This window comes from Leptotrichia sp. oral taxon 221, from assembly GCF_018128245.1.
In the GTDB taxonomy this organism is placed as follows: Bacteria; Fusobacteriota; Fusobacteriia; order Fusobacteriales; family Leptotrichiaceae; genus JABCPH02.
Window position 1 is genome coordinate 1,834,317 of the sequence record NZ_CP072378.1, and the last position, 15,323, is coordinate 1,849,639.

15 protein-coding genes are annotated in these 15,323 nt (G+C 30.4%); all 15 read right to left on the minus strand.

Going from position 1 to position 15,323, the window contains the following annotated elements; translation table 11 throughout:
• Nucleotides 1–11: 11 nt before the first annotated feature.
• Nucleotides 12–347 (minus strand): 50S ribosomal protein L22, encoded by a 336-nt coding sequence (rplV, locus tag J4863_RS08225; protein WP_211618262.1) that lies wholly within the window; start codon nucleotides 345–347, stop codon nucleotides 12–14.
• A gap of 59 nt (nucleotides 348–406) precedes the next feature.
• A complete protein-coding gene (gene rpsS / locus J4863_RS08230) occupies nucleotides 407–679 on the minus strand; it encodes a 30S ribosomal protein S19 (RefSeq protein ID WP_211618263.1) in 273 nt (90 codons plus the stop codon).
• Nucleotides 680–778: 99 nt separating this feature from the next.
• On the minus strand, nucleotides 779–1,606 hold the full coding sequence (rplB, locus tag J4863_RS08235; RefSeq protein ID WP_211618264.1) for a 50S ribosomal protein L2: 828 nt from the start codon (nucleotides 1,604–1,606) through the stop codon (nucleotides 779–781).
• Nucleotides 1,607–1,745: 139 nt separating this feature from the next.
• Nucleotides 1,746–2,030: a 50S ribosomal protein L23 gene (gene rplW, locus J4863_RS08240; RefSeq protein WP_211618265.1), complete on the minus strand. Its 285-nt coding sequence runs from the start codon at nucleotides 2,028–2,030 to the stop codon at nucleotides 1,746–1,748.
• A complete protein-coding gene (gene rplD / locus J4863_RS08245; RefSeq protein WP_211618266.1) occupies nucleotides 2,030–2,674 on the minus strand; it encodes a 50S ribosomal protein L4 in 645 nt (214 codons plus the stop codon). The genes rplW and rplD overlap by 1 nt, the downstream gene beginning before the upstream one ends.
• Nucleotides 2,675–2,695: 21 nt before the next feature.
• Nucleotides 2,696–3,322, minus strand: coding sequence for a 50S ribosomal protein L3 (gene rplC / locus J4863_RS08250; RefSeq protein ID WP_211618267.1), 627 nt, complete (start codon nucleotides 3,320–3,322; stop codon nucleotides 2,696–2,698).
• A gap of 83 nt (nucleotides 3,323–3,405) precedes the next feature.
• Nucleotides 3,406–3,711, minus strand: a complete 306-nt coding sequence (rpsJ, locus tag J4863_RS08255) for a 30S ribosomal protein S10 (protein ID WP_211618268.1) — start codon at nucleotides 3,709–3,711, stop codon at nucleotides 3,406–3,408.
• A gap of 25 nt (nucleotides 3,712–3,736) precedes the next feature.
• On the minus strand, nucleotides 3,737–4,921 hold the full coding sequence (gene tuf, locus J4863_RS08260; RefSeq protein WP_147002960.1) for an elongation factor Tu: 1,185 nt from the start codon (nucleotides 4,919–4,921) through the stop codon (nucleotides 3,737–3,739).
• A 105-nt stretch (nucleotides 4,922–5,026) separates the two neighbouring features.
• Entirely contained in the window at nucleotides 5,027–7,111 is a 2,085-nt protein-coding gene (gene fusA / locus J4863_RS08265; protein ID WP_211618269.1) for an elongation factor G, read from the minus strand.
• 73 nt (nucleotides 7,112–7,184) lie between these two features.
• Nucleotides 7,185–7,655 (minus strand): 30S ribosomal protein S7, encoded by a 471-nt coding sequence (rpsG, locus tag J4863_RS08270; RefSeq protein WP_211618270.1) that lies wholly within the window; start codon nucleotides 7,653–7,655, stop codon nucleotides 7,185–7,187.
• 30 nt (nucleotides 7,656–7,685) lie between these two features.
• Complete coding sequence (gene rpsL, locus J4863_RS08275) at nucleotides 7,686–8,069, minus strand: 30S ribosomal protein S12 (protein WP_211618271.1); 384 nt, start codon at nucleotides 8,067–8,069, stop codon at nucleotides 7,686–7,688.
• A 405-nt stretch (nucleotides 8,070–8,474) separates the two neighbouring features.
• Nucleotides 8,475–11,516 (minus strand): alpha-amylase family glycosyl hydrolase, encoded by a 3,042-nt coding sequence (locus J4863_RS08280; RefSeq protein ID WP_211618272.1) that lies wholly within the window; start codon nucleotides 11,514–11,516, stop codon nucleotides 8,475–8,477.
• Nucleotides 11,517–11,630: 114 nt separating this feature from the next.
• The gene (locus J4863_RS08285) at nucleotides 11,631–13,007 is read right to left on the minus strand and encodes an aminopeptidase (protein ID WP_211618273.1); all 1,377 of its coding nucleotides are present in this window, start codon (nucleotides 13,005–13,007) and stop codon (nucleotides 11,631–11,633) included.
• Nucleotides 13,008–13,208: 201 nt separating this feature from the next.
• Entirely contained in the window at nucleotides 13,209–14,564 is a 1,356-nt protein-coding gene (locus J4863_RS08290; RefSeq protein ID WP_211618274.1) for a glucose-6-phosphate isomerase, read from the minus strand.
• A 278-nt stretch (nucleotides 14,565–14,842) separates the two neighbouring features.
• On the minus strand, nucleotides 14,843–15,313 hold the full coding sequence (gene smpB / locus J4863_RS08295) for an SsrA-binding protein SmpB (protein WP_211618275.1): 471 nt from the start codon (nucleotides 15,311–15,313) through the stop codon (nucleotides 14,843–14,845).
• Between the last annotated feature and the right edge of the window lie 10 nt (nucleotides 15,314–15,323).

The window sequence follows — 15,323 nt, forward strand, 5'->3', positions numbered from 1 at the left end:
TTATACTATTCTTAGTTTCTTTCTGAAACTTCTACTGTTATATGAGCAGTTGGTTTTCTTATAACATCTGCTCTTCCCATTGCTCTTGGGCTAATTCTTTTTAATACTGGTCCTTTATCAATTAAAATTTTAGAAATATATAATTTTTCTGGATCCAAATTAAAATTATGTTCTGCATTTGCAATTGCTGATCTTAATGTTTTTTCTATATATTTAGCTGCTTTTTTATTTGTAAACTCTAATACGTTTAAAGCTTGTAAAGCATTTTTTCCTCTAACTATATCAGCTACAAGTCTAGCTTTTTGAGGGCTTAATCTTTGGTAACGTAATTTAGCTACTACTGCCATTAAATGGCCTCCTTCCATTACTAATTTTATATATTTTAATTAGATTCTTTTATATTTAATTATTTTTTACCTTTTTTTGCATCTTTCCCGTGTCCATAGAAAGTTCTTGTTGGTGCAAATTCACCTAATTTATGTCCTACCATTTCTTCTGTTACGTATACAGGTAAATGTTTTTTACCATTATATACTGCAAAAGTATGTCCAATAAATTGAGGGAATATAGTAGATCTTCTTGACCATGTTTTAATAACTTGTTTTTTTTCTCCTAATGCTTCTACTTTCTTCAATAAATAAGCATCAACAAAAGGTCCTTTTTTTAATGAACGAGCCATTCTTTCCTCCTTATCATCTCATCTTTAAGTTGAAAATGTTAGCTCACACACATAAAAGTGTGTTAAGCAACATTATCATATATCATTTTGTTAACTTGACTATTTTTTTCTTTTTCTAACAATAAATTTATCGCTAAGTTTTTTACCTCTTGTTTTCTTACCAAGAGTAGGTTTACCCCAAGGTGTAACTGGTGATTTTCTACCTATAGGAGATCTACCTTCTCCTCCTCCATGAGGGTGATCTACAGGGTTCATTACTGATCCTCTTACGTGTGGTTTTCTTCCTAAATGTCTATTTCTTCCAGCTTTACCTAATGATACTAATGAGTGTTCAGAATTTCCTACTGCACCAATTGTTGCCATACATTCTTTATGAATTAATCTTAATTCTCCTGAAGGTAATTCAACGTGGCAATAAGTTCCTTCTTTAGCTACTAATCTTGCAGAAGTTCCTGCAGATCTTGCTAATTGTCCACCTTTTCCAGGCATCAACTCAACATTGTGAATAACTGTCCCGATTGGTAAATCTTTTAATTTCAAAGCATTTCCTGGTTTGATTTCAGCACCTTCACCAGCTAATACTACATCACCTTTTTTCAATCCATTTGGAGCTAAGATATATCTTTTTTCTCCATCAACGTAATGTAATAATGCAATGTTTGCAGTTCTGTTTGGATCGTATTCAAGAGTTGCTACTTTTGCAGGAACTCCTAATTTATTTCTTTTCCAATCAATAACTCTATATAATCTTTTATGACCTTTATGTCTATTTCTACCTGTTCTATGACCGTAGTTATCAATTCCATAAGATGAACCTAATGGTTCTACTAATGATTTTTCAGGTCTTACTTTATCTAATTCATTATTAACTAATATCGACATATGCCTTGTCCCACTAGTTATTGGTTTTAACTTTTTAATTGGCATAACTTTTATTACCTCTCTTCCTTAATTTCATTTTTTCACAACCTGTATATTATATCATTTTTATGAAATAATTCCTATACTAAAAAATATTTTTTTCATATATTTTTTATATCATAAAAAGGATTCTGATAAATCAGAATTATCCTTCATATGCTGCGATTGTTTCACCTTTTTTCAATTTAACCATTGCTTTTTTTATAGCAGATGTTTTATAAACTGACATTCTAAATCTTTTTGCTTTTGGTTTAATATTCAAAGTATTTACGCTTTCAACTTTTACATTGAATAATTTTTCAACAGCTTCTTTGATTTGAATTTTGTTTGCTCTTCTATCAACGATAAATACGTACTCATTATTTTCAAATAAGTTTCTAGCTTTTTCTGTATTCAATACTGGTTTTTTGATTATATCAGTAATATGCATTATGCTAACACCTCCTCGATAGTTGCAAGTGCTTCTTTAGTAACAATTACTTTATCTTGTTTGATTAATGAATAAACATTAATTTCTCTTGAATTTAAAATTGAAACTTTTTTAATATTTCTAGCTGATAAATACAAGAAGTAATCTCTATCAGAAGTTTCATAAGAATCTTCAGTTACATATAATTGTTTAGTATCAGCAAAATTTAATGCTTTTGCAAATTCAACAAATGTTTTTGTTTTTGGTGCTTCTAATGCAAAGTCATCTAAAACAATTAAGTTTCCTTCAATAATTTTTTGAGCTAATGCTGATCTTAAAGCTAATTTTCTAACTTTTTTATTAACTTTTTTAGCGTAATTTCTAGGTTTTGGTCCGTGAACAACTCCTCCACCTACCATGTGTGGTGCTCTTGTAGAACCTTGTCTAGCTCTTCCTGTTCCTTTTTGTCTAAAAGGTTTTCTTCCTCCACCTCTTACTTCTGCTCTTGTTTTTGTTGAGGCAGAACCTTGTCTTAAAGCTGCTAATTCAGCAACTAAAACTTCGTGCATTACAGATTTATTTGGTTCAATACCAAATACTTCATTGTTTAATTCAACAGTTCCTGCTTGCGAACCATCTAATTTATAAATATTTAAAACTGGCATTTTATCCTCCTCTCTTTCCTATTAGTATTTCTTAACCGATTTTTTAATAACTAAGTAACCATTTTTAGGTCCTGGTATTGCACCTTTTACTAATAAAAGGTTGTTTTCTACATCAAATTTAATAACTCTTAAGTTTTGAACTGTTACTTGTTCATTACCTAATCTTCCAGCCATTTTTTTACCTTTAGGTACATTACTGTTTGATGCAGCACCTCCAGCATTTGACCCTCCTAATCTATGGTTTCTAGAAACCCCATGTGAAGCTCTGTTTCCACCAAAGTTATGTCTTTTCATAACTCCTGCAGTCCCTTTACCTTTTGAAGTTCCTGTGATATCAACAAATTCGATTCCTTCTAATACGTCTACTTTAAATTCTTGTCCTAATTCATATGAAGCTGTATCAGCAACTTTGAATTCTTTTAAGAATTTTTTAGGAGTAATTCCTGCTTTTTTGAATAAACCTGCTTCTGGTTTATTTGTATTTTTTTCTTTTTTTTCATCAAATGCTAATGTAATAGCATTGTATCCTTCTTTTTCATTTGTTTTAATTTGAACTACGAAGTTTGAACCAGCTTCGATAACTGTTACTGGTATTAATTTTTCATCTTCGAAAATTTGAGTCATTCCGATTTTTTTACCTAATATCATTTTATTTATTTATCCTCCTTAATATATTGGTTGACATTGAATTAAGGAAAATTCCTCAATCCAATTGCCAACATGTACTAAGCTTATAATTGCTTAATTTCTATTCCTACACCTGATGGTAAGTTTAATGATCCTAACGCAGCCATTATTTGTTGACTAGAATTTTTAATTTCAACAAATCTTCTGTGTATTCTCATTTCAAATTGTTCTCTTGAATCTTTATTAACATGTACAGATCTTAAAACTGTATATTTTTTAGTTTTAGTTGGTAAAGGTAATGGACCAGCTAATTCTGAACCATTTTTCTTTACTACTTCTGCAATTTTTTTTGCAGATTGATCTAATAATTTATGATCATAAGATTGAAGATATATTCTGATTTTATCCAAAGTTTTTTCCTCCTATAATTTTTGACTATTTAGTAATAGTTGCAACTACTCCTGAAGCTACTGTTCTTCCACCTTCTCTAATCGCAAATCTTAATCCTTCTTCCATTGCAATTGGGTGAATTAATTCTACTGTCATTTCAATGTTATCTCCAGGCATTACCATTTCTACTCCTTCTGGTAAGTTTACTTCTCCTGTAATATCAGTTGTTCTGAAATAGAATTGTGGTTTGTATCCTGTAAAGAATGGAGTATGTCTTCCTCCTTCATCTTTTGTCAATACATATACTTCTGATTTAAATCCTGTATGTGGAGTGATTGTTCCTGGTTTTGCCAACACTTGTCCTCTTTCCACTTCTTCTTTCTTAGTTCCTCTTAATAATGCTCCTATATTATCTCCAGCTTGTCCTGAATCTAATAATTTTCTGAACATTTCTACTCCTGTTACTGTTGTTTTTGAAGTTGGTTTAATTCCTACGATTTCTACTTCTTCTCCAACTTTTACTACTCCTCTTTCTACTCTTCCTGTTACAACTGTTCCTCTTCCTGTAATTGTGAATACATCTTCAATTGGCATAAGGAATGGTTGGTCAATTGGTCTTTCTGGTGTTGGAATATATTCATCCACTGCATCCATCAATTCTACAATTGCATCTATCCATTTTTGTTCTCCATTTAATGCTCCTAATGAAGATCCTTTGATTACTGGTACGTCATCTCCTGGGAATCCGTATTCGTTTAATAATTCTCTTACTTCCATTTCTACTAATTCTAATAATTCTTCGTCGTCTACCATATCTACTTTATTCAAGTATACTACGATGTAAGGTACACCTACTTGTCTTGCCAACAAGATATGTTCTCTTGTTTGAGGCATTGGACCATCTGCTGCTGATACTACTAAGATAGCTCCATCCATTTGAGCTGCTCCTGTAATCATATTTTTTACATAGTCAGCATGTCCTGGACAGTCTACGTGAGCGTAGTGTCTTTTTTCTGTTTCATACTCAATGTGAGCTGTGTTAATTGTAATTCCTCTTTCTCTTTCTTCAGGAGCTTGGTCAATGTTTTCAAAATCAACTTTTTCAGCTAACCCTTTTTCAGCTAATACTTTTGAAATTGCTGCTGTTGTTGTTGTTTTACCGTGGTCAACGTGACCGATTGTTCCTATGTTTACGTGTGGTTTACTTCTCTCGAATTTAGCTTTTGCCATTTCTTATTTCCTCCAGATATTTTAAATTTATATTTTATTTCTAATTTGAAGACTTTCTATTCTATTGATAACTTAACAAATAGAAAGTCGTTCACATTTTATTTACTATTTTCCTTGTCTTTCTTTAATAACTTGATCTGCAATATTTTTAGGTACTTCTACATATTTTTCAAATTCCATTGAATAAGATGCTCTACCTTGTGTTTTAGATCTTAGGTCAGTTGCGTAACCAAACATTTGAGATAATGGTACTTCTGAGTTAATAATTTTCGCATTATTTCTGTCAGTCATTCCTGATACTTGTCCTCTTCTTGAGTTCAAGTCACCAATAACATCTCCCATGTATTCTTCTGGAGTAGTAACTTCTACTTTGAAGATTGGTTCTAATAATACTGCATTTGCTGCTCTTAAGGCTTTTTTAATTGCCATAGATCCAGCTATTTTAAATGCCATTTCTGATGAATCCACTTCATGGTAAGATCCGTCATATAATGTTACTTTTACATCTTGAACTGGATATCCTGCAACAACTCCAGCTTCTAATGCTTCTTGAATTCCTTTATCTACTGCAGGAATGTATTCTCTTGGAATAGCTCCTCCTGTAATTTGGTTAATAAATTCATAACCTTTATCTGGATTAGGTTCAACTTTAATTTTAACATGTCCGTATTGACCTCTACCTCCAGATTGTTTAGCATATTTTTCTTCAACATCAGCGCTTCCGTTGATTGTTTCTCTATATGCAACTTGTGGTTTACCTACATTTGCTTCAACTTTGAATTCACGTTTCATTCTATCTACGATAATTTCCAAGTGTAATTCTCCCATTCCAGCGATCAATGTTTGACCAGTTTCTTGGTTAGTTGTAACTTTAAATGTTGGATCTTCTTCAGCTAATTTAGCTAATGCTGTACCCATTTTTTCTTGGTCAGCTTTTGTTTTTGGTTCAACAGCTATTTGAATAACTGTATCAGGGAATTCCATTTTTTCCAAGATAATTGGAGCATTTTCAGCACACAATGTATCTCCTGTTGTAGTATCTTTCAACCCTACTGCTGCAGCAATATCTCCAGAGTAAACTGTTTCCAATTCTTCTCTTTTGTTTGCGTGCATTTGAAGTAATCTTCCCATTCTTTCTTTTTTACCTTTAGTAGAGTTTAATACATAAGATCCTTTTTCTAATATTCCTGAATAAACTCTGAAGAATGATAATCTTCCTACAAATGGATCCGTAATAATTTTGAACGCTAATGCTGAGAATGGAGCATCGTCTCCCATTTCTCTTTCGATAGGTTCTTCAGTTTTAGGATCAGTTCCTTTAATTTTTCCACCGTTGATGTCTAATGGTGATGGCATATAAGCAACTACTGCATCAAGTAATGGTTGAATTCCTTTGTTTTTAAATGCAGTTCCGCACAATACAGGTACAACAGTTCCTTCGATTGTAGCAGCTCTTAATGCTTTTTTGATTTCTTCTTCAGAAATTTCTTCTCCACCAAAATATTTTTCCATTAATTCATCATCAGTTTCAACTACAGATTCAATCATATGTTCTCTAGCTGCTTGAGCTTCATCAACTAACTCTGCTCTTATATCAACTATTTCATAGTCAGCTCCCATAGTTTCATCTTTAAATAAATATTCTTTCATTGTTACTAAATCAATAATTCCTTCGAAATTATCTTCAGCACCAATTGGTAATTGGATAGGTACACCGTTTCCACCTAATTTTTCTTTAATATCGTTAACGCACATATCGAAATCTGCTCCAACTCTATCCATTTTATTAAAGAAAGCCATTCTTGGAACGTTGTATTTATCAGCTTGTCTCCAAACTGTTTCAGATTGTGGTTGAACACCATCAACTGCTGAGAATACTGCAACAGCTCCATCTAATACTCTTAAAGATCTTTCAACTTCAACTGTAAAGTCAACGTGACCTGGTGTATCTATGATGTTAATTCTGTGTTTATTCCAAAATGCAGTTGTTGCTGCTGATGTAATTGTGATTCCTCTTTCTTGTTCTTGTTCCATGTAATCCATTGTAGCGGCTCCTTCGTGAACCTCTCCAATTTTATGGTTAACTCCTGTATAGAATAAAATTCTTTCAGTAGTAGTCGTTTTTCCGGCATCAATATGAGCCATGATACCAATATTTCTAGTATCTTTTAAAGCAACTTTTCTTGCCATTCTGATGTTTCCTCCTTCTAAATATTAAGCAGTTAAATAATTCAGATAATTAAATAAACTATACTTTAACGAATTACCATTTATAATGTGCGAATGCTCTATTTGCTTCGGCCATTTTATATGTGTCTTCTTTTTTCTTAATTGATCCACCTTCATTGTTAGCAGCTGCTACTAACTCTTTTTTCAATTTGTTTACCATTCCGTGTTCTTTTCTTTCTCTTGTGTATCTAACTAACCATCTAATAGCTAAAGTTTGTTGTCTTTCTTTTCTAACTTCAACTGGTACTTGGTAAGTAGCTCCTCCAATTCTTCTTGATCTAACTTCTAATTGAGGTCTAACATTTTCCATTGCTCTTCTGAACACTTCAATTCCCTCTTCTTGAGTTTCTTCTTTAATTTCATTTAATGCTGTATAGAAAATGTTTTCAGCTAATGATTTTTTTCCATCTTTCATTAATCCATTTATGAATTTAGTTACTACTTTATCGTTATATTGAGAATCAGGTAAAACATCTCTCTTTTCCGCTTTTCTTCTTCTTGACACTTATTTGTCCTCCTTACTTCTTAGTTTTAATTAATTAGCGCCTGCCGCTGGTTTTTTTGTTCCGTATCTTGATCTAGCTTGTCTTCTGTTTACTACTCCCGCAGTATCTAAAGCACCTCTGATTATTTTATATCTAACCCCTGGTAAATCTTTTGTTCTTCCTCCTCTTAAAAGAACGATACTGTGTTCTTGTAAGTTATGTCCGATTCCTGGAATATAAGCAGTAACTTCAATTCCATTTACTAATTTAACCCTTGCTACTTTTCTTAAGGCTGAGTTTGGTTTTTTAGGTGTAGTTGTATATACTCTTACACAAACCCCTCTTTTTTGTGGATTACCTTTTAACGCAGGTGATTTTTTCTTTTTCTCTGTTGTTTTTCTACCAAATCTTACTAATTGATTAATAGTAGGCATATTTTCCTCCTCCCAACTTTCTTCAAATTTTATATATAATTTCTCGTCATTTTTTATAAACTAAAACTTTTTTAAAAGCTCATCCCTTCAATCTACACCCTAATTTGTAGGGCATAATGTATACCCATTTATAAGTATAGCGATTTACTCTAAATTTACTAAAAAATATGTTTTTTTACATATTTTCTGAAGATTTAGTTTATGAGTTATAACTTACTTATTTTATACTATTTAAGCCATTATGTCAAGGTCTTTATTGAGTTTTTGTTAAAATTATCGAAATTTTATTATATAAATTATATATCTTTTATATAGTTAATATTTATATAATATATTTTTTGAAATAACAATTGTAATTGTAATAGAGAAGTGAGCAACTTGACTCACTCCCTAAAATTTTAGTTTCTAATAATTCCAACGTTTCAATATTACACCTTGTTTAGCTTTTAGACTAATATTAATTTTTCCATTCATGCTAACTTTTACAAATTTTTCTGAAATTAAATCTAGGAATCTTTCTCCTGGATAATCAGTTAAAAATTCGATATCTTTATAGTCATTGAATGAATTATTTATAACTGTTATTATTGAACGGTCTTCATTTTTACGTTCATAAGCTATAATGTCTCTTTGATCATCTGCTAATAATTCTTTGAATTTACCATATACTAGCACTCTGTTTTTTCTACGAATTTTTATTAATTTTTTGTACCAGAATAATAAGTCTTCGTCTACTTTTTGCTCATATCTTTCTTCTTTATTCAAGAATGATGGATTTTTTTCTTCATCATACATAAATTCTTTCCAAAGCATTGGTTTTCTACAATAAGGGTCAGTAGCTCCCCACATTCCCACTTCATCACCGTAATATAACATCGGTGCTCCAATATATGTCATTTGGAAAATTGATATTAATTTTAATACATCTTTTGGTTTTATTTTGCTATTTATCCAGTCAATTGATGTATTTGGATGATAGTTAGAAGCTAGGTCTGGTCTTATTGAGTTATAACCTTTTTCTAATTGTTTTCCTTCTTCTAAGTTTCTACCTAAAATATCATTTACAATTCTTGAATATAGTCTATCTGTATCGTGTGAACCATTTAAATTTTGTGATGCTTGTAGAGATTGATATGGATACCATGAACGTTTTTCTCTCAATTCATTGAAGAAATCAGTTGCTTTTAATTTGTATCTTTCTCCACCTTCTCTACTGTGATTTATAAAATATCCGATAACAGTTTTTAGCCATTCGTAGTTCATAACTGTATCAAATTTATTACCATAATTAATATCATTTGAAGCATTTCCCCACAATTCTGCTGTAATATAGGCTTCTTGTTTGCATCCTTTAACGACTTGTCGCCATTCATTCCAGAAATTTTGATTTTCAAGACAGTTTGGTACATCTAGTCTCCATCCGTCTATTCCATCATCTTCCATCCAGTTTTTACTTTCTTTTCCATCAGGTCCATACATCCATTTTCTTGTAATATTAAAGATATAATCCTTATATTGTTCATTGAAAGTATTGAATTCTGGTAACGAATTAAATCCTCCCCAAGCGTTATAAATTAAACGTTTTTTATTTTTCATAATCAAATCATATGCTTCTTCATCTGACAAATCGTCTGTCACAGGAATATGATTTGTAAAATCTTTAATTTTATACCAATCTTTATATTGAGAAGTTTCTCCATCAGCTAACACCATATTGAATGTCCAGTGTCTGTCACTACTATGATTGAAAACTCCATCAAAAATTACTCTTATTCCATTTTTATGTAATTCTTTTATAAAATCAACCATAATTAAATCAGATTCTGTCCAAACCCAAGTTTCTGGATCTTCAGTTTCACCATAACCATTTTTACCTTTATTTTCACCTTTTAAGTTAACTTCTAATAATTTTAATTCACTGTTATTAATTGCTTGTTTTCCTAGAACGTCGATGTATGTTTTATTGTTGTATTTATTGGATTTATTAACTTTTACATCGTATTTTTCACCACTTGTTCTGATTGTACCAAAGTCTGGTGAAATATGTCTGAAATCATTTGCACCATATTTATGATTTTGGTATGAGAAAAATACTGGGTTTAACCATATTGCGTTTATTCCCAATTCTTTTAAATAAGGAATTTTTTCTTTGATACCTTGAATATCTCCTCCGTACATTCTCGCATATTTCAAGCTATAATCAACTTTTTTCTCTCCAGCTTTTTCCCAATCAGTTCTATCAGAGAAATCAGAAGTCCATCTATTTCTATCAAATTTTCCATAGACATTATTTAATTTTTCCCATTTATATTTTTCGATAAATTTATTTTCATGTAATTCATTTATACTAAATTCTTCTGGTCCAAATTCATTGAAAATGGCATCATTGTAGTGATTCCCATTGTAGAATCTATCTGGGAAAAGATTATACCAAATGGCTTCTTTTGACCAATCTGGAACATCAAAAATTTGAATATCTTCTCTAGTTGTTTTGATAACCATTCTTTCTGGTTTTTCTTCATGTAATTTTCCATTAAAGTAAACTTTCTTTCCACCATCTTCCAAAATAAAATAATACATGATTTTATCTACTTTTCTACCACAATCTACTATTCTTTGGAAATAGTCAAAACTATTTGTTTTATCACTAAATCTTTCTAGCTCATAAATCATTTCATAGCTATCTTCTTCTGATAAAACAATACTTATGTAGGCTCTTTCCACATCTTCAATTTGTGTTCTTATTTTAAATTCATAGTCTCTGTCTGATATCTTATTAAAATATTTCAAACTTTTATAATCATGAACAATTGCCTTTAAATCGCTTTCTTTTTCTTTCGTATCATAAACAAATTTTCCATCACCCATATATCCTTTTGGGAATAATTCTCCTCTTTCTCCAAGAATTAATTTCAAATTTTCTCCTTCAGGATACCATTTTCCATCAATTACATATTTATACTCATAAACACCATTTCCAGGGATCATTGTTATTTCATAAATTGTATCTGACAGCTTTTTCACAGGTTCACTTATTGGTCTCCACCCTGTTTCTTCACTTGCAACTTCAACTTTTTCAACATCTTTCAAGCCATATTTTTTTATATCCACTTTCGTTCTGAAAAATTTTGTTTTTGATAAAATGAATTTTTCTCTTTCTGGATAATATTCTACTAAAATATCAATTCCTGCTTGGAATCCTGTTATTGCTTTTGGTCTTCCTGTTAATTCTACCCTTGCTTCAAAAACAGTAGCAAAAGGCGATGTATGGTTGTAGGTAACTGATTTTATAATTTCATCTTGATAACTTATTTCAAAATAATAACTTCCTGACTCAACGTCACTCCATTTATAAAAATATCTGACTCCATCAAATGAAGTAAAATTTTCTTCTTTATAAAATTTATTATTTCTGTAAATGATTATTTTGTAATCTAATAAATTCATTTTTCTCCCTTATCTTTCCATGTAATTTAATTGATTGTAAATCTTTTTAATTTTTTACAATCACTTATTTCTCATTTTCTCTTGCATAAATTTATATTTAAAACAATCCAAATACTATTTTATTCCAAAAAACACTTTATATGCTCGGTATGTTTCGTATAAATCTGCCTTTGAAGAAATTTCAAATAACGAATGCATTGAGATAAGTGCTGGCCCTGCATCTACAGTTCTTATTCCATAGTACGCCAAAAATTTTGCGACAGTTCCACCGCCACCTTCATCTGTTTTGTTGAATCCTCCAACTTGATATGCAACTTCATTTTTTTCAAATGCTTGTCTTATTTCTTGCATAATCTCTGCATCAGCATCACTTGCACCTACTTTTCCTCTTGAACCTGTATATTTTGCAAAAGCTAATCCATAAGACAATCTTGCTACATTTTCTGGATCATGAACTGACGAAAATACAGGATTTATAGCTGCTGTTACATCTGATGATAACGCTTTTGAATTCCATAAAGTTTCTCTTAACATTTGGTCATTATAATTTTTTTCTGTTAACGACAAAATTTTCCCAACAACATATTCTGGCAATGTAGTTTTCAAACTTGTCGACCCTTCACTTCCAATTTCTTCTTTATCAGTCAAATAAACCATTACTGTTTTTTCAGGATTCTCTATTTCGTATAATGCTTTTAATGATGTATATGCACAAATTCTATCATCTTGACCGTATCCTCCAATCATTGTTTGGTCAAGACCTACATCTCTTAATTTCCCTGCTGGTACGACTTCTAATTCAGCCGCAAAAAAATCATCTTCCTCGATACCATATTCTTCTTTTAATTTATCTAAAACCCACTGCTTAACTTTTTTTTCAATATTTTCATCTTTTACTGGTGTATTTCCAAATAATAATTTTAATTCTTCACCTTTAATTACTTCTCGTGCCTTTCTATCATCTTGCACTTTGTAAGATAAATGTGGCAAAATATCTGGAATGCAAAAAACTGGATCTTCTTCTTTTTCTCCAATCGCCAAAACTACTTTCGTATTATCTTTTAAATAAACTACACCATGTAAAGCTAAAGGCGTTGACGCCCATTGATATTTTTTTATTCCACCGTAATAATGCGTATTTAATAACGCAAATTCTTCTGTTTCTTGAATTGGATGTGGCTTCAAATCTAATCTTGGTGAATCCAAATGAGAAACAACCATATTAATCCCATTTTTAATATCTTCCTTACCAATGATAACTGCCACAAGATTTTTGTCTCGATTATTAAAATAAATTTTGTCACCTGCTTTTAAATCGCTTTTTTCATTTATATTAACAAAATTATTTTTCTTTAATTCTTCTTCTGTCACTACAACAAATTCTCTCTCAGTCTTTGCCGAATCTAAATATTTCTTATATCCCTCAGCAAAATCGAAAATTTCTTCTTTTTTCTTTTCAGAATAATTTTTCCACAAATTTTCTTTTGTCATAAATTTTCCCTTTCTTATTTTATTTTTGTAAAATTTTTTGCATTGGATTTGTTTACTTTTTTCCTTCTAACACTATTTTACAACTTTTTTTCAAAAAAGTGAACTATTATTATTTTTTTACATAAATTTATTTAATTTTTTAAAAAAAAATCTTGAAAATATATTCAAGATTTTTTATTATATATATTTAACTATTTTTTACTATTTTATAGAATTTAATTTTTCTTCTAATTTTTTACCTTCTTCTTCGTATCCAGGTTTTCCTAATAATGCGAACATATTTTTCTTGTACGCTTCAACTCCTGGTTGATCGAATGGATTTACACCTAAAACGTATCCACTTACTCCACATGCTTTTTCAAAGAAGTAGAATGCATATCCTAAATGATAAGGTGTTGCTTCAGGAATATTTACTGTTAAATTAGGTACTCCACCGTCAACGTGTGCTAAAATAACTCCGTCTCTTGCTTTTTTGTTTACATAATCTAAAGTTTTTCCTGCAACAAAATTCAATCCATCTAAGTTTTCTTCATCTTTTTCAATTTCAAATTCAACTTCTGGTTTATCAATTGAAACAACTGTTTCGATAAACATTCTTTGTCCTTGTTGAATATATTGACCTAAAGAGTGTAAATCTGCAGAAAAATCAGCTGATGAAGGATATAATCCTTTGAAATCTTTTCCTTCTGATTCTCCAAATAATTGTTTCCACCATTCAGAGAAATAATGTAATCTTGGTTCATAGTTAACCATAATTTCTACATTTTTACCTTTTCTCAATAAAATGTTTCTAACTGCTGCATATTGCAATGCTTTATTTTCTTCTAATTTTTTGCTAGAAAAATCTTTTACTGCATCAGCCGCTCCTTGCATTAATTCATCAATGTTAATTCCAGCTGCAGCAATTGGTAATAATCCAACTGGTGTTAAAACTGAGAATCTTCCTCCAACATTGTCAGGTACAACAAATGTTTCATATTTTTCTGTGTCAGCTAATGTTTTTAATGCACCTTTTGCTTTATCAGTAGTTGCATAAATTCTTTTACTAGCTTCTTCTTTTCCATATTTTTCTTCTAACATTTTTTTGAATACTCTGAAGGCAATTGCTGGTTCAGTTGTTGTTCCTGATTTAGAAATAACATTTACTGAGAAATCTCTATCTCCAACTACATCAATTAAGTGTTGTAAATAAACACCGCTCATATTTGTTCCAGCAAAATAAACTTCTGGAGTTTTTCTTTTATCTTTTGGTAAATTATTATAAAAACTGTGTGATAAAAATTCAATTGCAGCTTTTGCTCCTAAATAAGAACCACCAATTCCAATAACGATTAATACTTCTGAATCATTTTTTATTTTTTCTGCTGCTTTTTTTATTCTAGCAAATTCTTCTTTGTCATAATCTAATGGCAATGTTGTCCACCCCAAGAAGTCATTTCCAGCTCCTTTTCCTGATACTAATACTTCATTTGCCAATTCTACATATGGTTTGATTTGTTCTACTTCGTGTTCACCGAAGAAATTTTTTGAAAATTTGTAACTAAAATCTAATTTCATTTTAAAAAAACCTTTCCTTTCTTTTTTTCTACAAATTAAAAATCCCTTTTCTTTTTATACATAAAAGATTAAATTTAACCATTTTAAAAATTTTATTTGATTTATATAAATCAAAACTTATTTCTTCACTATTTTATCACTAAATACATTCAAAGTAAAGCCTAAAATAATATTTTACAATTTTTCAACTTATAAGAACCTATTAAAACTAGGTAAAACAAGGTTTTCAACAACTTTTGTTTCAAAGTTAATTTATCCAAAATCAATTCTTACAAAAATTATCGAGTGAAACTTTTTTGATATTTTTTCATATCTCGCTCTTGATCTTTTTGTTTCAATGATTCTCTCTTATCGTGTAATTTTTTACCTTTAGCAAGTCCAATTTCCATTTTCACTAATCTCTGTTTTGTATAAACTGAAAGTGGCACAATCGTATATCCTTGCTCTTTAATTTTTGATCCCCATTTTTCAATTTCTCTTCTATTTAGCAATAATTTTCGTACTCTCGATTCAGAAACATTATTAATATTCCCAAATTCATATGGCGTAATATGCATATTCATTGCAAAAATTTCATTTTTTATTATTCTGATAAAACTCTCTTTTATGCTCACTTTCCCAGCCTTCACAGATTTCACTTCTGTCCCAACGAGTTCAATTCCCGCTTCAAGTTTATCTTCGATAAAATAATCATGAAAAGCCTTTTTGTTTCTAGCTAATACTGGCATTTTTTCCTCCTTTTCAGTCATTTTTAATTCA